Origin of the sequence: Luteitalea pratensis (genome assembly GCF_001618865.1) — a bacterium.
In the GTDB taxonomy this organism is placed as follows: domain Bacteria; phylum Acidobacteriota; class Vicinamibacteria; order Vicinamibacterales; family Vicinamibacteraceae; genus Luteitalea; species Luteitalea pratensis.
The window spans coordinates 2873332-2899154 of the sequence record NZ_CP015136.1; the positions used below are offsets into that span (position 1 = coordinate 2873332).

Genomic DNA, 25823 nt, shown 5'->3' on the forward strand with positions numbered 1-25823 from the left:
GCCCCGTGAGGGAACGGCGGGATCGCGCCACGCAGGGATCAAGCGCGGATGGGCTGGACGGCTACAGGAACTCCTTCACCTTGTCCATGGCCCGCTGCAACGAGCGGCCGCGGCGGTGCAGGTCGCCCCAGACATCGCCGACCGTGGCCATCCGCTCGGGCATGTTGCGGAGCGTGAACGATCCGGGGTTCACGGCACCGCGTTCGAGTTCCTCCCACGTGCACGGAGCGGAGACCGGCGCGCCGCGCTTCGCACGAATCGTGTAAGGGGCGGCGAACGTGGCGCTGTAGCCGTTTCTTCCCGTGTCCATGTAGATCCGGCCGAGCCGATCGACCTTGCTGAATTCCTGCGTCAGCTTGTCGGGAACCAGGCCCACGAAGAGCGCTCCGACGGCATTGGCAAATCGCGCCGCCGTGCCCATGGTGGTCTTGCCATCCAGCGGAACGACGATGTGGAAGCCCTTCGAGCCGGTGGTCTTGACCCAGGACGGCAAGCCAACCTTCTCGAGCAGATCGCGCAGGCCAATCGCGGCCGCACGCACCTCGGCGACGTCGTCATTGGACGGGTCGAGATCGAACACGCACAGGTCCGGGTAGTTCAGATCGGGCAGGCGCGACGCCCAGACGTGCTGCGTGATCGTATTCTGGTTCGTGATCCACAGCAGCGACTCCGTGTCGGTCACGACCGGATGGTGGACCACGCCATCCTTCTTCGGGACCTCGACCCGCTGCAGCCACGACGGAAAGCCCTTCGAGACGTGCTTCTGCCAGAACCCCTTGGCGCCGATGCCGGAAGGATACCGTTCCATCGTGATCGGCCGGCCACGCAGGTGGGGCAGGATCACCGGCGCCATCGCTTCGTAGTACGCCGCGACATCACCCTTGGTGATCCCGTCGTCGGGGAAGAGCACCTTGTCGGGGTGCGTAATCACGCGTGATCCCTGACCACGTCTCGAGGGTCCTTGTCGAAGCGGACGCCGATCAGCCTCGGGTGACGCAGCTTGTCGTTGGGCGTCCACTCGATGAACGCCACCTGCACCACGATCTGCGGGCTGACCCAGTGCACGCGCACACGCGGCAGGCCGACCGCCCGAGTGAACGGGCTGTTCTCGAGACCAATGGCGTCGAGGCGGTGGCGAAGATCGAGTAGCAATTTCGTGTCGAAGCCCGTGCCGATCTTGCCGGCAAACACGAGGTCGGCCCCATCGTGGTAGCCGACGAGCAGCGCGCCGAGGCCGACCCGCGCGCCCTGTGGATCGGTGAAGCCTCCGACCACGAACTCCTGCGAGAACTCGCACTTCAACTTCAGCCAGTGCCTGGAGCGGCGGTGCTCGTACGGTGAGCCTCGCCGTTTGGCGATCACGCCCTCCCATCGCTCCCGCCGTGCGCGGTCCCACGGATCGGCGTCGTCGAGCAGTTCGACGCGTCGCATCGGCTCCTCGAATGGCAGCGCCTCCAGCAGGGCGCGCCGCTCCTCCAACGGCAGCATCGTCAGGCGTTGGCCGTCCATCCACAGGATGTCGAAGACGTGGTAGCCGCTGTGGCCGTCCCACGTTACCTCGCCGTCGAGGATCACGTCCTCCAGAGGAAGGCTGGCGATGGCCCGGGCCACGCCGGGCAGGTTCTGGGGGAGGCGATTGCGCGAGTACAGACGGATATCACTGCCGCGCTTGTAGGCAAGGAGCCGGATGCCGTCGAACTTGCGCTCGAACACCCAGTCGCCGCCCGCGCCGAAGCGCTCCTGCGTGAGCGTGGCGGCCATCGGCTCGAGCCACTCGGGCATGTCGTCGGCAGCGGGCGCCGCGTTGAATCCAGGTCCGGAGTCACCTGACACAGAAGAAAGTGTAAGGGCTGGCTGCCACTGACGAGCATCCGGCTTGGGGCGCCGTCAATTCAGGTGCAGCACGACTGCCGGTTCCACCCGGGCGGCGCGTCGCGCGGGTACGTACGCTGCCACCAGCGCGCTGGCCACGATGACCAGTGGCGACAGCGTGAAGGTAGCCACATCGGTTGCACCCACACCGAACAGCAGGACCTTGATGGCGCTGCCGAGGAGGACCGCCGCGGCCAGGCCCACCGCCATCCCCGCGACGGCAAGCACGAGGCCTTCGCGCATGACGAGGCGGACCACGCCTGACGGATGGGCGCCCAGCGCGAGACGCAGCCCGATCTCGCGGGCGCGCTGCGCAACGCCGTGGCTCAGCACGCCGTAGACGCCTAGCGAGGCGAGCCCCAGTGTCAATGCCGCGAACAGCCCCAACAGCGTTGTCGTGAACCGCTCCTGCGCCAGGGAGGCCGACATGGTCTGACGGAGCGGCTCGACACCGAAGACTGCCAGGCCGGGGTCGATCTCCCTGACCACGCCACGCACCTGTGGCGCGAACGCCGCCGGATCGCCCTTGGTGCGCACGAGCAGCGTGTCTGCCAGCGGCAGCTGGCCCACAGGCGCGTAGGCGGCTGGCGGCGCCGCCTGGGCGAGGCCGTGCATCTTCTCGTCGGCGACGACGCCGACGATGGTGCGGGGTGTGCCCCAGAACGCAATTTGCTGGCCCAACGGGTCCTGCGTCGGGAAGAACAGGCGACGCGCGGTCTCGTTGATGACGAGCACGGCGGGCGCGTCCGCCGTGTCGGCCGGCTGCAGATGGCGTCCGGCCACGAGCGCGAGTCCGGTGACGCGCGCGTAGCCGGCGCTCACGCTCCTGATCGAGATCTCCGGCCAGTTGCGTGCCTCGCCCTCGCGTCCGACGACCGTGAACGAGTTCGTGAAGCCTGCGGCAAGCGGATGATCGCTGGCCACGGCTACGGCCTCGACGCCGGGCAGCGCCGCGACCCTGCGCAGCAGTGCGTCGTTGAAGGCGCCCACTTCCGCCCAGCGCGGGAAGTCCCGCAGGACGCGTGGGTACCTGTTCTCCGGAAGCTCGTACTCCGCCTTCAGCACGCCATCGGCGCGGAAGCCGGCGCGACGCCACTGAGTTCCAGGAAGCTCCGCATCAGCAGGCCGGCGCCGGTGACCATGACCATCGCGAGCGCGACCTGTGCCACGGCCAGGATGCCGAGGACTCGTCGGCGTGCGCGCCCACCGGATGCGGTGCGACCGCCCTCGGCCTTGAGGGTGGTCTGGACGTCCAATTGACGAACCTGGAAGGCCGGTACCAGCGCCGCGCCGAGCGCGACGACCGCACCGGCCGCCACGGCGGCGAGCAGGGCAGGCACGTCGACCGCAATCGCGGACGTCCGAGGCAGCGATGCCGGCGCGAACGACACGAGCGCTCGCAGCGCCCACCAGGCGAGCCCGACGCCGAGGACCACAGCGACGGTGCTGAGGATCACGCCCTCGGCCAGGAACTGACCGAGGAGGCGCCATCGCCCGGCGCCAAGGGCGGCGCGCACGGCCACCTCTCGGGCGCGGGCACCGGCCTGGACGAGCAGCAGGCTCGCGGCGTTCACGCACGCCACCAGCAGGACCAGGGCGACGGCCCCCATCAATGCGTACAAGGCCGGGCGTACCGGACCGAGCACGACGTCGTTCAGCGGCTCGACGAAGATGCCCCGCCCGTCGTTGGACGAGGGGTACGTGCGTTCTAGATCGGCAGCGATGCGCGTCAACTCGTCGCCCGCGGCCGCGACGGTGATGCCACGGGTCAGGCGCCCGATGACGAAGATTGGATGGTTGTCGCGGGACGCCGTGCCCGCATCGGCTCGCAGCGGAAGCCAGGCGTCAACGCTGACGTGGCCGCGGTCCGCGAAGGCGCGGCCGTACGCCGCTGCCGACAGGATCTGCAGCACGCCATAGTCGGCCGTCCGCGGTACGACCCCGACGATCTCGTACGGGACGTCGTCGATGCGCAGTGTACGACGCGTGACGGCGGCGTCGCGGCCGAACCGATCGGCCCAGAGCCGCTCGCCGATGATCACGACGCGGCGCCCGCCGGGGCGATCTTCGTCGGCGCGGAACGTGCGCCCCACGAGAGGTTCGACGCCGAGCATCGGCAGGAAAGACCCCGACACCGACAGCGTCGCGACACGGAACGGATCGCCGCCGGAGTCCGGCATCACGTTCACGTCGGAGCCGGTGAACGCGGCGACGGTCGCCAGCGTCGTGGCGCGTGCCGACACGTCGGCATAGTCGGGAATCGACGCGGGCTCACGCGTCGTCCCTGTTGCCCGATCGGTCTGCCAGATCATGGCGAGCCCGTCGGGATCGACAAACGGTGATGGCTGCAACAGCACGGCGCGCAGGACGCTGAACATGGCGACGTTGGCGCCGATGCCGAGGGCCAGCATCACCACCGCGAGGACGCTGACGCCACGGTGGTGCAGCAGCGTGCGCAGCGCCCCGCGGACCTCCCGCCCGGCATGGTCGAACCACATCGTTCGCCGCGATTCGTAGAAGTGCACGCGCGAGCGCCGGGGGCTTCCGAACGCCCGGCGCGCGGCGGCGCGCGCCTCGTCCGGACTCATCCCGTCGGCGACGAGCCGGTCGGTCTCGAGTGCGAGGTGGGCCTCGATTTCGTCGGAGAAGTCCTCGTCCGAGCGCGGTAGATGAGCCATCGTCTACGCTCCTTCGGGCGCGTTGCCGAGAATGCGCGCGATCGCCGTGGCGAGCCGCTGCCACTGTCGAGTCTCGACGGTGAGCTGGCGACGCCCTGCCTGTGTGAGGGTGTAGAAGCGAGCCCTCCGATTGTTCTCGGAGGTACCCCACGACGCCGAGATCCACTCGCGTGCCTCGAGGCGCTGCAAGGCTGGATAGAGCGAGCCGTGGTCCACGAGCAGGCTGTCGGCGGCCTGTTGCTCGATCGCACGGGCGATCCCCTGGCCGTGCTGCGGGCCGAACAGCAGCATCCGCAGGATCAACAGGTCGAGGGTGCCCTGGAGCAGGTTGACGCGGTCAGTGGGAGACTCTCGGGTCGACATTCAACAGGAGAGTGCCCGTGCTCGGGTCGAATGTCAACCCGACGATGAGCGCTGGCGCGTCCAGGCGAGCGCATCGAGCCCTTGCAGCGCAGGCAAGATGGTCAGGATTGCCCTCGCACTGCGACCGAGGAGACACTCGGCGCGTGTCCCTCTCGCGCCGCACGCTTCTCGAGCTCGCTGCCCTCGGCGTTCCGTTCGCGGGTACCACGCCCCGGCTTCTCTCAGAGGCGCCCGCGCGCGATGCTGAACGATCAGCGGACCTGGTCATCATCGGCGGCGGGCTCGGCGGATGCGCCGCGGCCCTCGCGGCCTGCCGAGCAGGGCTGCGCGTCGTCTGCACGGAAGCGACCGACTGGATCGGTGGACAAGTCACCTCGCAGGCCGTCCCGCCCGACGAGCACCCGTGGATCGAGAGTTTCGGGTGCACGCGCAGCTATCGTGAGTTCCGCGACGGCGTGCGCGCGTACTACTCGCGGCACTACCCGCTGACGACGACGGCGCGCAACACGGCCCGGCTCAACCCAGGGAACGGGAGCGTGTCGCGGCTCTGTCACGAGCCGCGCGTCGCCCTCGCCGTACTGCACGAGCTGCTGGCCCCGTTCGTCAGCGGTGGACAGCTACGCCTGCTTCTCGAGCACGCGCCCGTCGCCGCCGACCTCGCTGGCGATCGCGTGCGGGTCGTGACGGTCAGTCATCTCCACACGGGACGCGAAACCGTCCTTGCCGCACCGTATTTCATCGATGCGACAGACCTGGGTGACCTGCTACCGCTGACGAAGACCGAGTTTGTCATCGGCGCCGAATCGCAGAAAGACACGGGCGAGCCGCGCGCCCCGGCCGTCGCGCAGCCGCTCAACCAGCAGGCGTTCACATGGTGTTTCGCCGTGGACCACCTGGCGGGCGAGGACCACACGATCGAGAAGCCCACCGATTACGACTTCTGGCGCGACTACGTGCCGCAGATGCACCCGCCCTGGCCGGGCAGGCTTCTCAGCTGGGCCATGAGTGATCCGATCACGCTCGCGACGAGAAGGTTGTCGTTCGACCCGGACGGCGCCGGCGGCGAAGGGCTGAACCTGTTCGTGTACCGCCGGATCGCCGATCCGGCCAACTTCCTCGAAGGTAGGTATGCAAGCGGCATCTCGCTGGTCAACTGGCCCCAGAACGACTACTGGCTGGGTCCACTGCTCGGAGTCGACACTGGCGTCGCCGCAACCCATCGCGCACGCGGGAAGGACCTGAGCCTCTCGCTGCTGTACTGGATGCAGACCGAGGCGCCGCGACCCGATGGGGGTGCCGGGTGGAAGGGCCTGCGCCTGCGCGACGATGTCGTCGGCACGGCGGACGGGTTGGCCAAGGCCGTGTACGTTCGCGAGTCGCGGCGGATCAAGGCCGAGGTGACGGTGACGGAACTGCACGTGGGGACCGACGCGCGTGTCGCGGCGACTGGCGTCCCGCGCGCGGATGTCACCGCCGCATCCTTCCCGGACTCGGTCGGCATCGGGTCGTACCGGATCGATCTCCATCCGAGCACGAGCGGTGTCAACTACGTGGACATCAGCTCGCTGCCATTCCAGATCCCGCTCGGCGCGCTCATCCCGCAGCGGGTTGAGAATCTCATTCCCGCCTGCAAGAACATCGGCACGACGCACCTGACCAACGGGTGTTACCGGCTGCATCCCGTGGAATGGAACATCGGCGAAGCCGCCGGGCTGCTCGTGGCGCAGGCGCTCGCCGTCCGCGAGCCGCCCAGGCGGATTCGATCGGACCCCAAGGCGCTGGCGGCCTTCCAGGATGTGCTTCGACGCAACGGCCTCGAGCTCGAATGGCCGAAGCTCAGGCCCCTGTAAGAACGCGGTGCCCGAGTCCCTGTCGGCCGGGCTTCACGCCTGTCGGGTCCGGATCCATGACCTGCAGCGTTAAAAACATGTGATCAGGGAGCCGCTAGCACCCATGTCACCTGGTGATCGCCTCGTCCACGTCTTCATCTCTTACGCGCACGAGGACCGCAAGTGGTGCACCCGGCTGCGTGACCAACTCGGTGCTCTGGTGAATCTCGGACACATCCATCTGTTCGACGATGGCGAAATCGGCGCGGGCGAGAAGTGGGACGACCGCATCCGCCAGGAGCTCGAGGCGGCCGACATCATCGTCCTCATCGTCTCAGACAAGTTCATGGCGTCGAAGTACTCGACGACAATCGAATTGCAGCATGCGGTCGAAGGGCATGCGTCGCGGTCAGTCTGTGTGATTCCAGTGGTTGCCGACCACGTAGACACCGACGCGTTGCCCTTTCACGACCTGCAGTTCTTTCCGCTCGATGAGAACCGCGACCTGAAGCCGCTCGCCGAATGGAAGGAAGAGGTCTCCCGTCCATTGGCGGACGTCGCGCGAAGCGTCCGCAAGGAGGCGGAGCGGATCAAGGGCACGGCGGCGACGGCAGCAGAGCAGCCAGCGCGTGTCCGTCCGCCGCGGCCGCGCCAACCCCGGCCGGCGTGGCGCGCGCCCTCGATCATTGGCGGCGCCGTGCTGATTGTCGTCGCCGCGTTCCTGTTGTGGAGGTCGCAGCTGGTCGCTCCCATGTCGGAGCCGCCATCGGTTGCTGCCCCTTCGTCGGCTACGCCCACAAGCGCGCCCACGCGCGACGCCGGCGCGGAGAACACCACCCGCCCCACGACCGAGCCGGAGCGACCTGCGTCGCAGACGGGCGCTGGCACCGGGACCAGAGCGAAGAAACGCGTCGAGCCGGTGGCGAAATCTGATCCGGCGAGAGAGCAACCGTCCGTTGCTCCGGATCAGCCGGCCGGAGGCGCGAGCGCACAACCGGCCGCGCCTCAGACGCCGCCGTCCGCGCCCCCGCCGTCACCGCCCGATCCGGAGAACGTTCGCCGGCAGCTCTTCGCTCGCGCCTCGGCGGTCGTCGAATGTGTTCAAGGGAATCAGGACGAAGCTTCCGCGCGGCGCATCCTCAGAATTCTGCACACCATGCCAACCTCCGAGACGACAAGGGGGATCATGGCGGACCTCAAGAACGCCTGGCCCGGTGGAACGGAGAAAGAACACCGCGCCATTACGAGCGACATCAACTGCATCCCGAAACGACCATGAAAACTGGCCCCTTCGTCCGCGGCGCGCGTCTTCGTGTGCTCCTGCTGCTCGTGGCGATGCCGTTCGCGACCGGCGCGGCTGCAGAGCCGGCGTCCTCCGCGCGACAACAGGCAGGCGGCAAGGGCGAGCGAGCGAGCGACTCACCGCTCCATGCGTGTGAACCTCGGGCCGGCGCAGGAGCGAGGGCGATTCGCATCCTCGAGATTCGCTCCGAAGGCCGTATCGAGGAAGACCTCTCACTCGTGGACGGGATCAACACGAACCGGGATGTGCTCATCGTCGCCTGCCGCCGCGTGATCTGGCCGAAGTTCAAAGACCTCGATTCAAAAGGCGGCGTGCTGGTTCAGGTTCGTGCATGGCGGAAGCCGGCCGACGGCGGGTGGCTGGAGATGCGGCTGAACGAACCATCGCAGGACGAAGCCATCCTGAAACAGCAGGACTCGCGGCGATACGATCTCCGCGAGGTCAGCCTGGCCGTGAACGAGTCCACTCTCGAAGATCCCCGACTGATCATTCCCCTGCGGCGGGAGCTGGTGAAGCCGACGGACCTGATCCGTATCCGCATCCGGATTGCGCCGAGGTCAGCCATCTATCCGACCGAGCCGAGCCCAGCGAATGATGACAGTACCGGGGACAACCCGGTCGGCGTGATCCTGGATAACGAGGAAGTGATCGACTCGATCTTCGAAGTGGGTCGCTTCGGCCTGCACGCTCGCTTCTCCGACATGGCGCTGTTCGTCCAGCGCGTCGGCGAGGACCGGGCGAACAGCAGCGGCACCAATCTGGTGGTGTTCGACTCGGTGAACTTCAGGCCTGCGCCGGGTGTGAACTACGGGTTCAACTACTACCATCGCCGGCACGCCAGCATCCGTGTCCTGGAGCCTGGCTTTGGGATGCACATCGCGTTCCTGAACTGGAACGACCGCCCGCGCGATTCAGCCGCCGCGGACGTAGATGTGACGCGTACGACGAACCTGCAGATCGGGATCGGGGTGACCGGCTCGATGTTCGATGGAACCGTGGTCGGCACGCTCGGCTGGAACCTGCATGTGAAGGATCAGCGGCCGTACCTCGGCATCGGCTTCAGCATCACCGGGCTCGCCCGCAAGATCGCGCAGTTCGTCCGCGAGTGACCGACGCCACGCGCGTGCAGGTGGTCCGCCGGCCTTCCGTGCTCAGTCGCAAGCGTGCCGACTCGGGTTGGCCACCACCCGCGCCTCAACGCGCTCCGGCGCGACGGGCCTCCGCCAACTCGGGGAGGCCTGAAGCCGCGTGCTTCCAGTACTCGAGGAAACGGTCATCTCACAACGCCTTCAGGGTCATGCCGGCATTTCAGAGCCGATGGTCCACACGAAACCGCTCGGATCGACGACCTCGAACGCGCGGGTCTTCCACTCGGTGTCGTGCGGCTCCGATTTGAGCGTGATGCCGGCGCTCCTGGCTCGCGTCGCAATCTCGTCGACGTTCTGTGTCGTCGACATGAACACGCGCATGCCGATGCCCTTCTTCCGGTCGCGCCCCTTCTTCCAATCGTCCTGGCTCAGGCCGATCTGGCTCTTGCCGGCACGCAGCATCACGCCGAGAAGCGTCCCGTTGTCTTCCCACCGCTCCTCGACCGAGAAGCCGAGCGCTTCGTAAAAGGTCATGCTCTTCTGCAAATCATCGACGGTGAAGCTGGGAACGATCGCGCTGATCTGCAGAGCGTCTTGCGTTGTCGCCACGATACCCTCCTCGTTGTTCCGTCCAATTCGCATGCTAGCCAGCCGCGTCGCGGATCTGCAAGCGCGGCCGCGTACAGTCCAGTCCGCCGCCACGTCCGCGAATCGTCGTGACTCCCGTTCAAGGAGAGCGCCCTGGGCGCTGATCAGCGGATCGCGATCGGCGCGACCGTCGATCCCGTCCCGCCCTTGATCTTGAGCGGCTGCACGACGAAGGCGAATTCCTGCACGCGCTCGGCTGCAAGGACATCGAGCTTCAGATTTTCGAGCGTGTGGATGCCGTGAACCACCAGGAGCACCTGATGGACCGGCAGTGAGAGATCCGGATCGGGATTGGGCCCGACCTCGACCGGCCAGTTGTCGGCGCCGATGAGCAGCGGATCCTGCCTGGACAGCCACTCTGCCGCAGCGATGCCGATGCCCGGGCAGGTCTTCACGTAGCGCGCGTTGTCCACGTTCCAGAGCGTGCCCCAGCCGGTGTGGATCAGGATGGCATCGCCCGGCTCGAGCGTCAGCTTCTGGCGTGCCAGCGCCTGCTCCAGGTCCTGCGGCGTGATCTCGTAGTTGTCCGGGAGGACCGGCACGCCCTTCAGGGCAGCGACGTCGATCAGCACGCCGCGGGCGACGAGCGCGCCGACGCCCTCGACGCCCAGGGTGCCGAACCCCGTGCGTGACTCGTTGCCCTCGATCGGCACGCAGTTGTAGAAGCTGCCGCCGATCATCTGGTGCGGGAACGCATCGAACTGTGTCCCGACCTGGCCGATCTCGGAGATCACGAGCTCCTCGTTGGTGCCGCGGCGGTTGCGCCCAGGGTTGATGACGGTGCGCTTGGTGTGGAGGTCGAAGCGCCGCGTGCCGAAGACCGGCATGGTGCCTTCGAGCACGCGCCCGAGCTCGATGATCTGGCCGGTCTTCACGAGCCGCATCGCTGCCAGTACTGTTGCCGGCTTCACGTGGTTGGCCGAGCCTCGCGTGTCGCCGGCGCCCCACTTGGACGGGCACCGCTGGGCGTCGCTCGGGGGGTTCCAGCCCTGGGCGGCGACAGGTTCAACGACGCCGGCGCACAGCGTCGCCGCGATCGACACAATCAGGAGCCGCTTCATCGTGCCCACACGATACACGCGCCGCCTGCGACGAGCACTCAGGCCCGCCTTTGCCCTGAGCTTTACGGGGACGACATTCACCGCGACAGCGGCGACGTTGGCCGCCGCTTGGCTTGCGGCCATCTCGTACCGGACACCAGTGCGAGTCCTTGTGACCTCGCCGATCAGAAGTTCAACTCGAGGTTGATGTGGAACACCTGGCCCCTGGCGCCGACGGGGTAGGGATAAGCGGTGTATCCGACGGGGGATCCTTCCACGTACATCCATTCGCCGTTGAGACGAATCCCGCGCTCCTTCATCAGGTACCAGTTCTGTCCGACTCGCACTTCCCACGGGTCGCCGTAGTTGCCGAACACCTGTGAGGCGCCGACGTACAACTGAAGAGTCTTGGGGACGACCATCGCCGACGTCTGCAACTGGTAGCCCGTGTCCTTGATGTCGGCAATGCTGCCGGTGTTGAGGCCGGTGAAATTGCTCAACCAGCGCCAGTAGTACTCGCCCTCGACCGCCATGCCCTTGTACTTGACGCCCGCATCGACGCTCGCCATGCGGTAGTCCACCTCGTTGACGGTAATACCGGGTCCAAACAGGTCCGGCGTGAAGATGACGCTCCCGTCCGTGAGGCGGATCTGGCTGTTCTCGATGCCTTCCGTTCCCGGCTGGCTCTGCTTTTCCTCGAGGCTGTGCGAGTAGTGCACGCCGATCCGCGTCGCGACCTTCTGGTGAGCGTCGTAGTCGCCGAACCCGTTCCAGAGGCCGAATTCGCCGGTCGTCGGCAACCACTGGAGGGAGAAGGACTGCGTGTCCATCCTGTTGTCGAGTTGCGACGCGCTCACGCCGAGGGTGCTCAGGTTGTTGGCAAACATCGCCATGTACTTGAGCTTCGTGTGCAACTCGCCCTTGAGCCAGACCCCGGAGGTGTACGACCCCCGAAAGAACTCGTCGGCAATCAGGCGATCGTCCACGCCGAGCCAGTACGGAAACTGCCCCTCCGTGCTTCGCACGGTCGGCAGCGACGTGATGCCGACACCCACGCTCACGAACCGGTTGAAGCTCCAGGTGAGGTTGCCCGCACCCACGACCTGGGCTGGATCACCCTGCGAGGGGTTCGACGACCAGACGTAGAGGTAGTAGCGCATCTTCGGCGTGAGGAACCAGCCCGAGAACGGCGCAAAGAACTTCTGCAACTGAACGTCCTGGCGCCGCTGCACGGTCTTCGTGTTGCCGAAGGCGTCGACGTAGGACGCGTCCAGGTTCCGCTGGTTCAGGTAACGGCCATAGCTGAACAGGCGCAAATACATCTCGCCCTTGTCGCCGGCGACCAGCAGGAAGCCGACGTTGGGAATGTGCGAGAGCGGCTTGGGTTTCGTCGTCGCCGGCTCGACGACGATGATTCCGGTGCTGAAGTCGGCGCTGCAGCCGTCCGACACCCAGACGCTGCCCTGATCGTAGCCCCACGTCTTCCCGAGCAGACACGGCGCCTCACCAGTCGATCGCAGCAGCACGACGCCCGACGATGTGTCCGCCGCGCATTGCGTACGTTCACCCGGCTTCGACGCGCACGAAACGATCACCGGAACGACCTGCGGCACTGCGGCCTTCTGGCTGGCCGTCGGGTCGTCCTGCGTATCCTGTGCTGCCACAGGCGTCGCGAGAACGACAAGAAGAAGCAGGAGAGCGAGCGGTGAGCTCATTGGCAGGAGGTGGGGCAACCGAACGCGCACACCAGTCCGACAACGGGATGTGATCCGTGTCGTCGAGGTCCACTGCGATCGGTTCGAATTGGATGTGCTTGTACTGCTGCTGCTGCTGCTGGCATGCTGCACGGCCGTTGGACCCTCGCTCGATCGTCGGCCAACCGGATGTGACCCAGATCACGGGATGTCGTGGGTCTGCCGACGCGTCGAAGGCGCGAGCATCACCAGTACTTGTTGACAACACCAGCCCTCGAACGGCCCATGCGATGGGTCATTCGCCACTGAGTATGAGCCGCTTCCCGGGCTCTCCGCAACTGTACGTTGGACGAAACGCAGACGCCCGTGCCCTCGTCGTACAACTGCCCGAGCGAGACGCCAGGCAGCCGGGTCGGCTACCTCACACCATGTCTGGGATCGCCGGCATGCGCGCGGTGTCAGCCATGGCGCGCCGTAGCCTTGGCGGAGGCGGGCGAGGGAAAGCCAGGGCACAGGCCAGGTGGCCTGCGCCCTGATGACACTGCATTACGGCGTCTAGAACGACATCCGCACGCCGACGCGGAACTGCCGCGACCGGCCCATCGCATCCGCGGACTGCGTCGCCAGCACGCGCCCGAAATTCGCGCTGTTGACGTTGCCGTTCGGGTTGGCGAAATGCGGCGTGTTGGTCGCGTTGAACGCTTCCAGGCGGAACTGCAGCTCCGAGGTCCTGATCTTGAAGGAGCGGAACAGCCCCAGGTCGAGGTTGATCACGCCGGGCCCGCGCATGGAGTTGCGACCCACCTCACCGAACCGGACCTCGGTGACGCGAGCGAACGCCGTCGTATCGAAGTACGTGCCGTCGCTGCCCACGTTGCCGAAGATCTCGACGTCGTCCTTGACCTGGTCGGGTGTCTGCTGGTTGCCCGGCATGTTCAGCGACGAGCCCGACGCCGTCAGGTTGAACGGGCGACCGGCGTACGCGGCGAAGATGCCGTTCAACTGCCAGCCGCCGAAGATCGCGCTGCTGAGGCCCTCGGTGGCCCACCTCTTCTCCCTGCCGAACGGCAGCTCGTAGACCGCCGCCATCTGGAAGTTGTGCGGGATGTCGTGGTCTGCCCGTGCGCGATTGCGATCGAAGACGATCGCCGCGTTGTAGCGGTACTCGGTCCAGTCCGAGTACGGGGCCTCGTCGATGGCTTTCGACCAGGTGTAGGCGCCCTTGAGCAGCAGGCCGTCCCTGAAGCGACGGTTCAGGGTGGCTTGTAGAGCGTGGTAGATGCTGTGCGTGCGACCGTCCCACTCCCGCGTGGGCGTCGTCCGGCCGAACTCCGGGAAGAGCGGGCGCCCTTCGTCGCCCGACCCCGGGATCTGCGACGCGTTGATATCGAGGAACGCGAAGCCGCGCTCCGAAGCCGACCCCACGTATCCGATCGATGCGGTGATTTCGCCCGGCAACGTGCGTTCGCCGATCAGGTTCCACGACTGGATGTAGCCGCGGTGCAACTCCGTGTTCGCACGCGGATAGCCCGTTTCCGCCACGCCTGGCAGAGGTATGCGGCCGGCGTCGATATCGGGACAGCAGATCGACGGGATGCCGACGTCAGGACCGAGCGGCGCGTTGGGAACGCCTGCGGCCACGTAGGCGCGGTCGGTGGTGACTGGTTGGAAGCCGTTGATGCCCGAGAAGGCCGCCACCAGGGTCAGCGGATACCACCCGCGCAGCGCCTGCGCGCCCCACGGATGCGAGTGGTACGTGATGCCGTAGCCAGTGCGGATGACCGCCTTTTCACCGATGCGATAGGCAAGGCCGACACGTGGAGCGAAGAGTTTCTTGCTGTACCCCACGCCGTTGTCCTGCGGCACGTCGCCCCTGCCGCCAATCAACGCCTCATTCGTGGCCGGGTCGTACGACTCAATCCCCATGCCGCCCGAGCGCCAGCGATTGGGGTAGAGCTCCCATCGCAATCCCAGGTCGACCGTCAGCTGGTTCGTGGCACGCCAGCGATCGCGGATGAAGAACGCGAACTGGTTCTCGAAGCTGTTCATCTTGATGAACTGGCTGCTCTTGCCCGACGCGGACGCCGTGCCGAGCAGGAATGCCGCCAGGCCATTCCAGTCGTTCTCGAACGAGGGCGCACCATCCTGGAATCCCACGCTGCCGTCCAGCGCGTCGGGATTCAGGGCCGTCACGCCAGGATCAAAATGGAAGGCGCCGCGTGGACCCTCGCCGAGCTCCGGCTGCCAGTGGTTCATCAGGTGATGCACGAAGTCGAAACCGAACCGGATGTCGTGCGTGTTCTTCGCCCAGCTCGCGTTGACGTTGGCGGTATATGACTGGTCGTTCCGGTAGAGCGGGTTCCAGCCCTCGTTGTTTCCCAGGTCGGAGTAGCCGGAGATGTACATCGGCGGCATGCCGCTTTCGCGCGGATCGGGACCGTTCGTGCCCGGGATGCCGAGGACGTCGGACCCGAAGTTGACGCCGAGGTCGGGCGGTTCCACGTCCTGGCCGAAACGCGTCCAGCCGAAGTTGCCGTCGATCAGGAACGTCGGCGAGACGGTATATGTCTGTCCGATACTGGCGATCTGCACCAATGTGGAGCCGGTGCCGAGGCCGCCGCCGCTACACAAACACGGCCCTCCGGCATCGCCGAGGCCGAACTCGCCGCTGACCTCGGCCTTCATCATGCTGTACTTGAAGAACGTCTGGTGCCGCTCGTTGCGGTTCCAGTTCACCTTGGCGTCGATGTTGTTGCGGTTCAGCGGCTGCACGCCGGCATTGAAGTAGTTCTGCGTGTCGCCCGGTCGATTCGGAAGAGGAACGAGGGCCAGCAGCTTCATCATCGGCGCGTTCAGGCGGCCTTGCGGGATGACGTTGACCTGGCCGCCGCTCGAAAACACCGATCGGCCCGTCCCGTCCAGATTGCCGCTGAACGGATCGAAAATCATGCCTTCTCTGAGGGCCGTCGTGCCTCCCTCGGTGGTGGGAACCAGGATCGGCGCACCGGACGCGCTCAGAATCGGCGCGCCGAGCGTGCGGCTGAAATTGCCGCTCCTGAAGTCGGCAGTCGGCACCGCGAAGCTGCTCGAGAAGCCCGTCCGCTCGAAGGTGCCTTCCCAGTTGGTAAAGAAGAACAACTTGCTCTTCTCGATCGGGCCACCGAGACTGATGCCGCTGATGCTTCGCTTTCCTTCGGGCTTTTCACTGGCCCCGGCGCGGTTCTCGTCCCACGTGAACGCACGCATTGCAGTGCTGTCGAAGGTCGTGAATGCCGTTCCGCGGAAGAAGTTCGTCCCTGACTTGGTGATGACGGTCACCGCGGCGCCGCCGGTGATCCCCTGCTCGGCGTCGAAATTGTTGGTCGAGATATTGACTTCCTGCACGCTCTCGATCGGGGCGACGTAGACCGCGTGGTGCGGCATCGTGACCAGGACGGCGGCAGATCCGTCCACGCGCGTATTGTTGGCGCCGCGCTCCTGGCCGTTGACGTTGGTTGACAGGGCGCGCCCCGGCGTGTCGGTGACGGCGTTCTGGAATCGCGCCGGTGTCGCGCCGGGCACCAGGTTGATGAGCGACTGATAGTTGCGGTACCCGGCCAGCGGCAGGTTCTCCATCGCTCGCGTGTCCAGACTCGTGCTGACATCAGCCTTGTTCGTCTGCAGGAGCGCGCTGGTGGCTTCCACGCTGACCTGTTCGGTCACCGCGCCCAGGTCGAGGGTGGCATCGATGCGGGTGACGCGGTTGACGGAAACGGTGACGCCCTTCTGCGTGTACGGCTTGAACCCGCCGGAGGTCACAGCGAGGTCGTACACGCCTTCGAGCAGGTTGGGGATGGAATAGTAGCCGCTTTGATCGCTCACGACCTGCCGCGTCAGGCCGGTTGCCTGATTTGTGACCGTGACGGTCGAGCCCGGAACGACCGCCCCCGTGGCATCACTGAGGGTACCGACGACCGACCCATACAACACTTGCCCGGCAGCGGTCGCGGCCGCAGAGGTCATGAGCACGAGGCCGATGACCAGGTCGACGAGTACCCGGCGCTCGCTACTTGCGAATATCACGCTGCACCTCCCCCATGAACAGATGAGCTTGCCTGCGCGAACCCGATTTGCTGTCTGAATCAGGAATTGTTGTGCGGCTTGCGGCAAGATGCAACGTCATCGGTAGAGGTGCCGGCGTGCTCGTGCGCGTGTCCCCGGGGGCCAGGCCACCCACACGTCGATGATTCGGGTGCCCTTCGTTTCACGGAGGTGAACCCCATGGTGACACGCGGGCCTGCTCTTGTAGACTCTCCGAGACTGATCGCTCGCCGCCAGAGACCCATGAAACGATTCTTGTTGTTGCTTCGCCGCATCGCGCTTGTGGCACTTGTGATGTGGCTATCTGCCTGTGGATTGCTTCTCGTGATCATTCACTACACGGGAACACGTGATGAGGCTGTTCGCTCTGATCTGATTATCGTGCTTGGCGCGGCGCTGACCGATGAAGGCAAGCCGTACAAGGCATTGAGCCGCCGTTCCGAACATGCCGCCGAACTATGGAAGATGGGCTACGCCGCAATGATTCTGTGCACGGGTGGGATTGGGCGTAGTGTGCGGATTCCTCGCAGCGAGGCCGATGGTTGCCGCGAGGTCGTGATGCGCGAAGGTGTTCCTCGAACGGCGATCGTCCTCGAGGAGAGAAGCCGAAGCACGGAAGAACAAGTGCGCAATACCCGTGACATCATGGTGAAACATGGCTGGCGACGCGCCATCCTGGTCAGCGACAGTTACCATGTGTTTCGCGCCCGTCGTATCTTCAGCAGCATGGGTATCCATGTCGCGCTAAGTCCTGTGCCTGCGGCAAAGATAGAAAGTCCCTTGTTCTATGTCTTTTCGATGATACGGGAAGTACTGGCGCTGCATGAGCAAGTCCTGAAATAGGATTGCAATCCGCCCGGTGTCGCGTGATCGGTCGCGACACGGCTCGTCATGAGGGTGTTGACCCCTTTCTGTCGTTCTTCGAGATGGAGCGGCGGCGAGACGGTGTCGAGCCCATCCTACCCGCGGATGGTGTTGGACGACGGAACGCTGTATGTCGCGTGGTCGAGCGACAGGACCGTCGAGGGCAGCACATACTACCGGTCGATCCACGTGGTGCGTTCACCCGACGGTGCGCTTACGTGGGCGAACCTCGCCGGAGCGGCGCTGATCCCGCCGTTTGCCGGCGACGAGAGGGGCGACACGACCGAAATCACGTTGCCCTCGGAGCGCGTGTGCGTCACGTGGTTGACCGGCTTCGCCATCACGCACGGCATGGGCCACTTCTTCTACCTCGCATCCCTCAACGCGCTCGAGCGTGGCTGTGCGCTGAGGAAGAACCTGGTCGCCCAATCGGCGCGGCTGAACGACCATCTGTATGCGATCGGTGGCCAACGATCGGTGGCCCGCGACGGCCTGCCGATCGGCAGCTACACGGACGATTCGCTGTCGCCCGATGACGTCCCGTCAGCGGTCCGCCTCTTTTCGGTCCGCGTCCAGTAGCTCGAGCTCTGCCTTCATCGCCTGCCCGCTCCGGCAACCCCGCGATGTTGACCGTCGGAAGGATTCGGCGGGCTATGGGGACTTCCGCGCGCTCACGCGGAGCGGACTTGGCTGAGGGGAAGGGGAGTGCACGAGCGTTCTCCCTATCGAATGCCTGGTCGGCCTGGCCGTGGAACGGCCGGCCGGGGCCAGGCGAGACAAGGAGCAGCGCCATGTCCAGAACGACCACGATTGCCTTGTTCGCCGCCGGTGTCCTTCTGGCGGGGTTGAGCTCACCGGCGGCTCGAGCCGATGTCGCCCACGATCGCTACTATTTCCTGAGCGAGATTGGCGGCTGCAGCAGGCTGGCCGCATTTCTGAAAGCCGTGCCGGGGACGGTCCACGCCAACGCGACGCTCGTCATAGACCAGGCGTGTATCGCGACCAGCGCCATCAAGGAGACGCTGGTGCTACCCGATCGTTTCACGCTGGCGGGGGTCGGCATCAACGGAGAAGGCATGCTCCAGTTCAGCCTGCCGGAGAACGTGTCGGCCATTCGATTCGCGTCCTCTCCCGGGGTCGTCAATCGCATGGCGACCATTCGCGACCTCACCATCGTTGGCCGCTGCTGCGGTCAGACTGGTATCGACGTCTCCAACAGCCAGTTCGTGTACATCAGGAACGTGCGCCTGCAGGATTTCGCGTTCGGCCTGTCCGGCAACCACGCGTTCTCCATCTTCGTCGACGGCAGCACCCTCCACAACAACGCCACCAACATCGTCATCGGGCACGACACGACCGCCTGGCGGATTCGCGACACCGTGACGAGCCAGGGAATCATCGGCATTCAGATTCGATCGACTGGCCGTGGCCACGTCGTCTCCGGCGGGCGCGTGGAGAGCAACTCGTCATGGGGCATCCAGGTCGCGGGGGCCATGAACGTGATCGAGAACACCTGGTTCGAAGGCAACGGAGGGGTGACGGCCATCTTCGTTACGGGCGAGGCGCAGAAGACACGCATACTCGGCAATCTGTTCTCGTCGCAGCTCGTGTCTGACCTCGGCACGGAAACGCAGATGTGCTTCAACATGTCGTTTGCGAACGATTCAGCGGACGTGAATGGATGCTGAAGACCTGACCGGCACAGCCAGTCGCACTGCTCACGCACCAAACTGACGAAGATGGTGATCCGCGTGGAGGTACGCCCATCGCATCCACGACATACGCGACATCCTGCCGAAGATGGGATGCTCCGGCCACTCGGCATCCCGCGAGCGTGTCGCTACTCGTTCGAGCAGCACCGCCAGTTGCGCGACATCGCCGGCAAAGTCGGCTGGACTCGTGCCCTCACATTGCTGATCGATTTCGGGGCGCGTCTCGATGCCCGCCGGCCACGGCACTGGAAGATAGAGCGCGGCCCATTTCACGGCGGTTCGGTGCAGCGCGCCAGTCGCAGGGCTGACGCGCCTCTCGTTCAACGCCATGCGGCACGCATCGCTCAAATGACAGATCATCTGATGCGCAGACATCTCGCCCCATCGACGAGTGCTGTCGGGGCGCACGGTTCTCAATCGTCGAAGGATCTCTGCCAGGCCGCCATCGCGAGCGAGCGTCTTCATCGCTTGGCGAGGCGTCGCGTGTCGGCCTGTGTCACGCGCCGATCAGCCGGTCGCCGCCGGCCTGCCGGAACAAGGCGCGGGCGCGCTGCCGGCCCGCTTCTGCATGGCCGACCAGCGCGCGAAACTCGGCATTGTCGCGCAGGGCGTCGAATTGCGGTCGTGTCGTCAACGTTGGCGACACGTAGTACCCCTTGGCCACCGCGCGCAGGAGTCGACCGAGGCCGGCTTCGTGATCGCCGATGTCGCACAGCAGCCAGCCTTCCTGAAAGATGGCTTCGGGGTCGTCGTTGATCTTCAACCCACTGAACGTCCTTGCCCGACCCGTCATCTCTTCGCCGCGCCGATCGAGCCACGCCATCAAATACTCGATCCATGCCTCGAACACCGGAATGCGAGACGCGTCGCGCATCGCCAGCAACTTCTGACGTGCTTCGACGCGCCGCCCCGCAAGGCCCAGTCCAATGACGTGAATGCCGTCGTCTGCACCGGCGATGACGGGTGGCGGCGTGATGGCGACGAGTCGATCGATGTCCCCCATCATCAGCAAGGTCTGCTCGAGACTGGTCGGCACGTTCGGATCGAGTCGCCGCGCCTCGGCATGCGCAGCGATCGCTTGTTCGTACAAGCCGCAGTAGCGACAGGCGTGAACGAGGCCGGCAAACAACTCCGGATCGTTGCCATGCCGATTGGCCTCATCAAGGAGCCGAACCATCGCGGCCTCGGCGTGACCGATATCGGCTTCGAGCTGGGCGTAGAACTTGTGTGCGATCGACAAGCGCGGGCTGAGCGCGAGCGCGCGGCGGAAGGCATCCTCGGCACGCGCCTCGCTGTCGACGGCGCCATCGATGTATTTGCCGATCACGCGGTGGCAGCGTCCCACGTGGGCCCACGCGGGAGCAAAGCGCGAGTCCAGAGCGAGGCAGCGCAGATACAAGTCGCGTGCGGCGGCAAGTCCATCGTACGTACGTGCCAACTCGTTCGCGCGCAAGAAGAGCTCATACGCTCGAGCGTCGTTTGGCGCGTCGGCGGCTGGCGCCATTTGTCCGCCCGAGAGCGGCAGCGCAAGCGCCTCGCACACGCGCAGCGCGATCTCGTCCTGGAGTTGGAAGAGCTCGCCCATGGACGACTGGACGACGTGCGACGCGAGCAGCGTTCCCGCCGGTGCTTCGACCAGCTGCGCCACGGCGCGAATGTGATCGCCTGCTCGCATCAGCGTGCCCATCACGACGCGATCGACGTCCGCCTCCGCTGCTAGCTCTTTCAGGACCGGCGAATCCATGCCGAAACGCGCCGCAACGGCGCTCGAGCGCACGACCAGCGCCGGATTGCGCGACAACGAGGTCGCGATCGCGTCGGGCAGACTGAAGGCAAGGAAGTCCGTCTCCGGATCCTGCCGCAAGATGCGAAATGGAAGAACGACCAGGCGGGTGAGCGCGCGCGCCCCCGTCGCTGCCGTCGACGTCGCCGCGGCGGGAATGGCCTCCAGCTCCTGCGCCATCGCTTCGGCAGAGGCGGGGCGCTCGGCGGCACGCTTCGCCAGAGCGCGGCGAATGACGCGATCAATAGCCGCGACCGCGGGTGATCCGCTCAGCGCGGGCGGTTGCTCGTAGCGCGTGGCGTGGAACACCTCGGCGAGCATACGGCCGTTGAATGCCGGATATCCTGCCAACATCTCGAACAGAATCGCGCCGGCGGCGAACAGATCGCTACGGGCGTCGACGGGCTCGCCAATCACTTGTTCGGGCGACATGTAACCGGGGGTGCCCATGACGATGCCAGTGCCTGTGAGTCGGGCATCGGGGCTCAGCCCGGCCTCCAACTCTGGCCGCGCGAGGCCGAAGTCGAGCAGCTTCACGCCATGGGCGGTCAGAAACACGTTGGAGGGTTTCAGATCACGATGCACGACACCGCGCGCGTGCATCGCCGCAAGGGCCGCGAGGATGCCGAGACCGATCGGGAGCACCTCTGAAGCGCGAAAGGGACCGCGGTGCAGTCGCTCTGACAAGGCTTCGCCGTCGAGCAACTCCATCGCGATGAAGACGCGACCGTTATCTTCACCGACCTCGTAGATTTGGCAGATGTTCGGGTGGTTGACACTGGCCGCCGCCCGCGCCTCGCGCCAGAGCCGCTTCCGCGCCGCCTCGTCGTCAGCACGCGGCGACAGCGTTTTGACCGCGATCGTGCGCTGGAGTCGATCGTCATGCGCCGCGTAGACGACGCCCATGCCGCCCTGGCCCAGCAAGCGTTCGATCACGTACCGACCGATGCGACCCGGATGGCCCGCTGCGGACGGTGTAACGACGGTTGCCCCCAGCCGCTTGTCGAGCTGCTTGTCAGCCACACCACCGCGATCATAACCCCCGTCCGCAGGAGCTCAGCGGCTGCCTCAGGCTCTCAATTGGTCCGCGGGCGAAGAGCGCCGCATGAAGACGCACCCTCCACGTCGGCCGTCTCGGTGTTGTGCACTGTCGGGTCGCTTGCCGAGCAATGTCGCGCTGGTGGACGGAGGTGCAGGCCCCAGCTCTGCAACCTCTGGTGGTTGAGCGTTCTTCCTGTCACCATGCTGTACCCGATGGCACGCTCTGCCCTGGTTCCGCTCACCCGGCTCCCGGGCGTGCTCTCGATGATGGCCAAGTGCTTCGTTGTGCTGAGTGTGACGCCGCACGCGCATCGCCAGCCGCCGTGGCCCGCACGGCGTTGCCACTTGCCCTCGGGCTGGCGATTCGGGCCGGGTTCGTGGCTCTCGTGGGTGCGCAGATCGTCGGTGGCGTGATGATCGCGATCGGCATGCGACTGGTGTTCGGCGGCGATCCGCAACGCGCGTATGCCACGGGCGGATGGCTGAAGCCTGTCCACGCCCTCTTGATGCACGAGATTCTTGTGCTGCCGTTGCTGGCGTGGCAGATGTCGAGGACGGACTGGGACGAGCGCACTCAGGTTCGGGCGGTGAGCATGGGCATAGTCCTCCATGCGTTGGTTGTCGTCGCGGCGGTTGTGAGCGTGCTTTAAGGAGAGGCAGGGGAACCTGCGGTCATGCCTGTCAACCCCGCCGATCTGCGCGACATGCTGCGCGCGGACGCATTTGGTCTGGTCCTCGGGCTGCTCCTGATACTGACCGGGCTGGCCACCCTCGTGTTCGGTAGCGTGCTGCGACGACGCGCCGTCTCGTTGCTCTGGCTGGGCGCCTTCTCTCTGCTTTACGGCTCCCGGCTCCTGGAACGCGCCGGTATCCTCCGCCTCTCCTTCGACGTCCCCACGGCTGTGTGGGAGCGCATCGATGCCGCGATGACCTATACGGTTCCGATTCCCATCGTGCTCTTTGCGCGCGCCATCTTTCCTGCGTGGCGTCGGTTCTGGACCTCGGGCGCGATCGGATTGGCCGGCTTTGCGGTCTATGGCGTCATTGCCGACGCCACCCTCGACCATGCGCACTCGGCGGGCACGGTAAACAACGGTATCGCGATTGCGTTCTTCGTCGGTGTGATTGGTTGGGTGTATCGTCCAGGCCTGACGCCCTCGCGCGAGTTGCAAGCGCTTCGGATCGGCGCACTGAGCGTGTCGGTGGCGGCTGTCGCCGACAACCTGCGCGGGATGAAGGTCCTGGCATTCCCGGGGCCAGACCTGGAGCCGATCGGCTTTACGGTCCTTATCGCATCTCTTGCAACAGTCGCGACGTGGCGCGTCGTCGCCGACGCGCACCAACTGGTAGTGATCAACCGGGAACTGGACATCGCACGACAAATCCAGTCTTCCATCCTGCCGCAGGCTATGCCACAGATGCGGGGATTGACCGTCGTGTCGCGCTACCGCCCGCTGACGGCCGTCGCCGGGGACTTCTATGACTTCGTCGAGATCGACACCGAGCGGCTCGGCATTCTCGTCGCCGACGTCGCGGGCCATGGAGTCCCGGCAGCCTTGCTCGCCTCAATGGTCAAAGTCGCACTCGCCGCGCAAAGAGATCACGCCGACAGCCCAGCCGCGGTGCTGGCGGGGATGAACCAGACGTTGTGCGGACGCCTTGCCGGACAGTACGTCACGGCCGCCTATCTCTTCATCGACATTCGATCTCGAATGATTCGGTATGGCGCCGCTGGCCACCCGCCGATGCTGCGCTCAACGCGCGGGAATGGAGAGGTGGACGAAGTGGAGCAGAACGGTCTGATGCTCGGCTTCGTGCAGAATCACGGCTACACGGAATTGCAAGAGGTCCTGCGCAGGGACGACCGGTTCCTCCTGTACACCGACGGCCTGATCGAGGCCTGCAATGCCGACGACGAGTTCTTTGGGATTGAGCGGCTCAAAGCGTCGCTCACTGCGGCAACCGCGCGCCATGCGGAGGATGCGACTGACGATCTTCTGACCTCAGTCCACCGATGGTCGGGACGACCGGCGGGTGACGATCTCACGCTGGTCCTCGTCGATTGGAACGATCGCGAGACGACGTGACGCGACTGCCCTCATGCTGGTGCTCGGCAACGAACACGTATGCCCAGAGTTCATCCGCTATCGAGAGAACAACGACGGCGAGACCGGGGCATGTCAGACTCGTGGACACGGAGCGGCCTCAGCGGACGTCCGTGTGAAAACCGACGGCATGGGAGGAGCAACGAATGGGCGACAAAGGTGGCAAGAAAGACAAGGAAAAGATCAAGCAGCAGCAAGTGAAGAAGCAGAAGCAAGAGGCACAGAGGAAAGATGACAAGACCCGGCCCAGGACCCCTTAGCATCATCAGCGTCCGCCGGGAGGGGCGGGCACCGGCGTACGTAGTGGACCGAGACACCCGTCAGCCTGAGTGAGCGGCGTTGGTGCACGGCGGCTGAGTCTCGGTCGGGGGGCCGGCTGTGGACGGCGATCGAGCCTGCCCTCACGCTCCGACTCGTCTTCCCGCCTGGCCTTGCGCCAGACGGAGGGCTTCGTCCGGTCGATCCTGATCGTGATGCGCGCCGGTCTCGATGCCACGAACCACGCGATCACCTGCAGTCGCACGCTTAGTCGGACACGCTCCTAGCTGGCACCCGATAGCCGTTCGAGCTCGATCTCGAGGCTGACGGTCTGCACCGGGTTGACAGGAACGTAGGCGGACTTGTACCCAGGCTTCGAGACGTAGGCGTAGATGCCAAGAAGGGGAGTGCCCATGTTGCAGAGCACGTAGCGGCCTGTCGCGTCGGTTACCGTGCTCGCGACCGGGCCCCATCCCATTCCGCCACTGAAGTCCAGGACGATGCTGGCACCCGGCAGCCTCTGGATGCCTTCAGGGGAGCGTTCGAACACATGCCCCGCCAACATCGGCCCGGCCAATGGCAGCGACGCAGGAATGCCAGTCGTCGACAGCGTGTCATCCGGCACGAGGTACAGATCTTGATCCGCATCGGTCTGCATGACGGCAACGCGGCACGGCTGCTTGTAGCCCGGCATCTCGGCGATGATCTTGAGCGAGCCGCTCACCAACATGTTGGGCACGCGGTATCGGCCGGTCGTGTCGCTGAAGACCTTCGGCGGCCACGATTGGTACTCGACCGAGACGTCGAGTCCCACGCCCGCAAGCGGGCGGCGACCTGCGGTGGTGGCTTCGTACACCACGCCGGTCAGCGTGAAGCTCACGGGCGCCGACGGGGACGAGACGGGAGCCGGGCTCGAAGGGGCGACAGGCGAGCGCGTCTCGTTGCAGGCGACACCCAGCACGATCGCGCCGAGTATGAGCAGTCTTTGCGTCATTGCTGCCTCCCGGCTGATACCAGGGGCGCCGATGGGGTACGCCTTCGACGCTCGACTGGCCCATTGGGCCGTCGACCATCACATGTGCTTCGCGCTGGACGGTACAGGCATCGTGCTCCTTCGGTTGGGCGAGCGCAAGACGTGAGCTCTGGGTGGCGCGGTCCGAGTGGAAGGGCCATGTCACGGCGCCCAGGGGGCGGGCGGCGTACTCGTCGACGTCATGCCCTCTAGCGCCGGAGGTTCCAGGAGCCGTTATTGGATGCCAGTGTCACGTGGTCTTCAGAAGCCTGACCAGAAATGTGCGACTTGAAGGTCGGGTACACCAGGTTGCCCACGAGCACATTCCCGGCAAGAGTGCCCTCGAACCTGACTGATTCGTTGATGCAGTCGGCCACCGCCGGCAGCGTGCCAGAGACGGCCGAGCCGCTCTGAGTGAACGTCACGGTGACTGGCCCTGAGCAGCCGCCGCCG

Annotated in this window: 21 protein-coding genes; 8 read left to right on the forward strand and 13 right to left on the reverse strand. The window is 65.7% G+C overall.

Annotation, left to right across the window (positions count from 1 at the left end):
- Window positions 1-61: 61 nt before the first annotated feature.
- The 5 genes from ligD to LuPra_RS11805 are packed head-to-tail and all read right to left on the reverse strand — an operon-like array spanning window position 62 to window position 4913.
- Window positions 62-931 carry a non-homologous end-joining DNA ligase gene (ligD, locus tag LuPra_RS11785; protein WP_157899040.1) on the reverse strand — a complete coding sequence of 290 codons (870 nt, stop codon included), beginning with the start codon at window positions 929-931 and terminating at the stop codon, window positions 62-64.
- On the reverse strand, window positions 928-1833 hold the full coding sequence (locus LuPra_RS11790) for an ATP dependent DNA ligase (protein WP_234800846.1): 906 nt from the start codon (window positions 1831-1833) through the stop codon (window positions 928-930). Before LuPra_RS11790 ends, ligD begins: the two co-directional genes overlap by 4 nt.
- 54 nt (window positions 1834-1887) lie before the next feature.
- Window positions 1888-2937, reverse strand: a complete 1050-nt coding sequence (locus LuPra_RS11795) for an ABC transporter permease (protein WP_162271364.1) — start codon at window positions 2935-2937, stop codon at window positions 1888-1890.
- Window positions 2931-4550, reverse strand: coding sequence for an ABC transporter permease (locus tag LuPra_RS11800; RefSeq protein ID WP_110170924.1), 1620 nt, complete (start codon window positions 4548-4550; stop codon window positions 2931-2933). The genes LuPra_RS11795 and LuPra_RS11800 overlap by 7 nt, the downstream gene beginning before the upstream one ends.
- Before the next feature lie 3 nt (window positions 4551-4553).
- Window positions 4554-4913, reverse strand: a complete 360-nt coding sequence (locus LuPra_RS11805) for a PadR family transcriptional regulator (protein ID WP_110170925.1) — start codon at window positions 4911-4913, stop codon at window positions 4554-4556.
- A 143-nt stretch (window positions 4914-5056) separates the two neighbouring features.
- Between LuPra_RS11805 and LuPra_RS11810 the strand changes: the two genes are divergently transcribed.
- The 3 genes from LuPra_RS11810 (at window position 5057) to LuPra_RS11820 (ending at window position 9154) form a co-directional block, all read left to right on the forward strand.
- A complete protein-coding gene (locus LuPra_RS11810) occupies window positions 5057-6763 on the forward strand; it encodes an FAD-dependent oxidoreductase (RefSeq protein ID WP_234800847.1) in 1707 nt (568 codons plus the stop codon).
- A 103-nt stretch (window positions 6764-6866) separates the two neighbouring features.
- Window positions 6867-8021, forward strand: coding sequence for a toll/interleukin-1 receptor domain-containing protein (locus LuPra_RS11815; protein WP_110170926.1), 1155 nt, complete (start codon window positions 6867-6869; stop codon window positions 8019-8021).
- A gap of 269 nt (window positions 8022-8290) precedes the next feature.
- Window positions 8291-9154: a hypothetical protein gene (locus LuPra_RS11820; protein WP_157899041.1), complete on the forward strand. Its 864-nt coding sequence runs from the start codon at window positions 8291-8293 to the stop codon at window positions 9152-9154.
- Between the two features lie 186 nt (window positions 9155-9340).
- Here LuPra_RS11820 and LuPra_RS11825 read toward each other — a convergent pair whose 3' ends face one another.
- The 4 genes from LuPra_RS11825 to LuPra_RS11840 all read right to left on the reverse strand — a co-directional run bounded on the left by LuPra_RS11825 (window position 9341) and on the right by LuPra_RS11840 (window position 16577).
- Window positions 9341-9835, reverse strand: a complete 495-nt coding sequence (locus LuPra_RS11825; protein WP_157899042.1) for a VOC family protein — start codon at window positions 9833-9835, stop codon at window positions 9341-9343.
- Window positions 9836-9885: 50 nt separating this feature from the next.
- Complete coding sequence (locus LuPra_RS11830) at window positions 9886-10842, reverse strand: cyclase family protein (RefSeq protein ID WP_157899043.1); 957 nt, start codon at window positions 10840-10842, stop codon at window positions 9886-9888.
- A gap of 164 nt (window positions 10843-11006) precedes the next feature.
- Window positions 11007-12536 (reverse strand): DUF3011 domain-containing protein, encoded by a 1530-nt coding sequence (locus LuPra_RS11835; protein ID WP_110170930.1) that lies wholly within the window; start codon window positions 12534-12536, stop codon window positions 11007-11009.
- 534 nt (window positions 12537-13070) lie between these two features.
- A complete protein-coding gene (locus tag LuPra_RS11840; protein WP_110170931.1) occupies window positions 13071-16577 on the reverse strand; it encodes a TonB-dependent receptor domain-containing protein in 3507 nt (1168 codons plus the stop codon).
- A gap of 261 nt (window positions 16578-16838) precedes the next feature.
- On the opposite strand from LuPra_RS11840, the gene LuPra_RS11845 reads away from it, so the two are divergent.
- The 3 genes from LuPra_RS11845 to LuPra_RS11855 all read left to right on the forward strand — a co-directional run bounded on the left by LuPra_RS11845 (window position 16839) and on the right by LuPra_RS11855 (window position 19147).
- Complete coding sequence (locus LuPra_RS11845; protein WP_157899044.1) at window positions 16839-17438, forward strand: YdcF family protein; 600 nt, start codon at window positions 16839-16841, stop codon at window positions 17436-17438.
- A 102-nt stretch (window positions 17439-17540) separates the two neighbouring features.
- Window positions 17541-18038, forward strand: coding sequence for a hypothetical protein (locus LuPra_RS11850; RefSeq protein ID WP_157899045.1), 498 nt, complete (start codon window positions 17541-17543; stop codon window positions 18036-18038).
- A 212-nt stretch (window positions 18039-18250) separates the two neighbouring features.
- Window positions 18251-19147, forward strand: coding sequence for a NosD domain-containing protein (locus tag LuPra_RS11855; RefSeq protein WP_110170934.1), 897 nt, complete (start codon window positions 18251-18253; stop codon window positions 19145-19147).
- Window positions 19148-19177: 30 nt separating this feature from the next.
- Here LuPra_RS11855 and LuPra_RS11860 read toward each other — a convergent pair whose 3' ends face one another.
- Together LuPra_RS11860 and LuPra_RS11865 are read right to left on the reverse strand one after the other, a co-directional pair.
- A complete protein-coding gene (locus LuPra_RS11860) occupies window positions 19178-19636 on the reverse strand; it encodes a DUF1569 domain-containing protein (protein WP_110170935.1) in 459 nt (152 codons plus the stop codon).
- A gap of 31 nt (window positions 19637-19667) precedes the next feature.
- Window positions 19668-21977, reverse strand: coding sequence for a protein kinase domain-containing protein (locus LuPra_RS11865; protein ID WP_110170936.1), 2310 nt, complete (start codon window positions 21975-21977; stop codon window positions 19668-19670).
- Between the two features lie 293 nt (window positions 21978-22270).
- Between LuPra_RS11865 and LuPra_RS11870 the strand changes: the two genes are divergently transcribed.
- A complete protein-coding gene (locus LuPra_RS11870) occupies window positions 22271-22645 on the forward strand; it encodes a hypothetical protein (protein ID WP_157899046.1) in 375 nt (124 codons plus the stop codon).
- A gap of 54 nt (window positions 22646-22699) precedes the next feature.
- Window positions 22700-24082, forward strand: a complete 1383-nt coding sequence (locus tag LuPra_RS11875) for a PP2C family protein-serine/threonine phosphatase (protein WP_157899047.1) — start codon at window positions 22700-22702, stop codon at window positions 24080-24082.
- 559 nt (window positions 24083-24641) lie between these two features.
- Here the strand turns inward: LuPra_RS11875 and LuPra_RS11880 are convergent.
- Together LuPra_RS11880 and LuPra_RS33145 are read right to left on the reverse strand one after the other, a co-directional pair.
- Window positions 24642-25352 (reverse strand): carboxypeptidase-like regulatory domain-containing protein, encoded by a 711-nt coding sequence (locus LuPra_RS11880; RefSeq protein WP_157899048.1) that lies wholly within the window; start codon window positions 25350-25352, stop codon window positions 24642-24644.
- Window positions 25353-25579: 227 nt separating this feature from the next.
- Window positions 25580-25795, reverse strand: a complete 216-nt coding sequence (locus tag LuPra_RS33145; protein ID WP_157899049.1) for a hypothetical protein — start codon at window positions 25793-25795, stop codon at window positions 25580-25582.
- Between the last annotated feature and the right edge of the window lie 28 nt (window positions 25796-25823).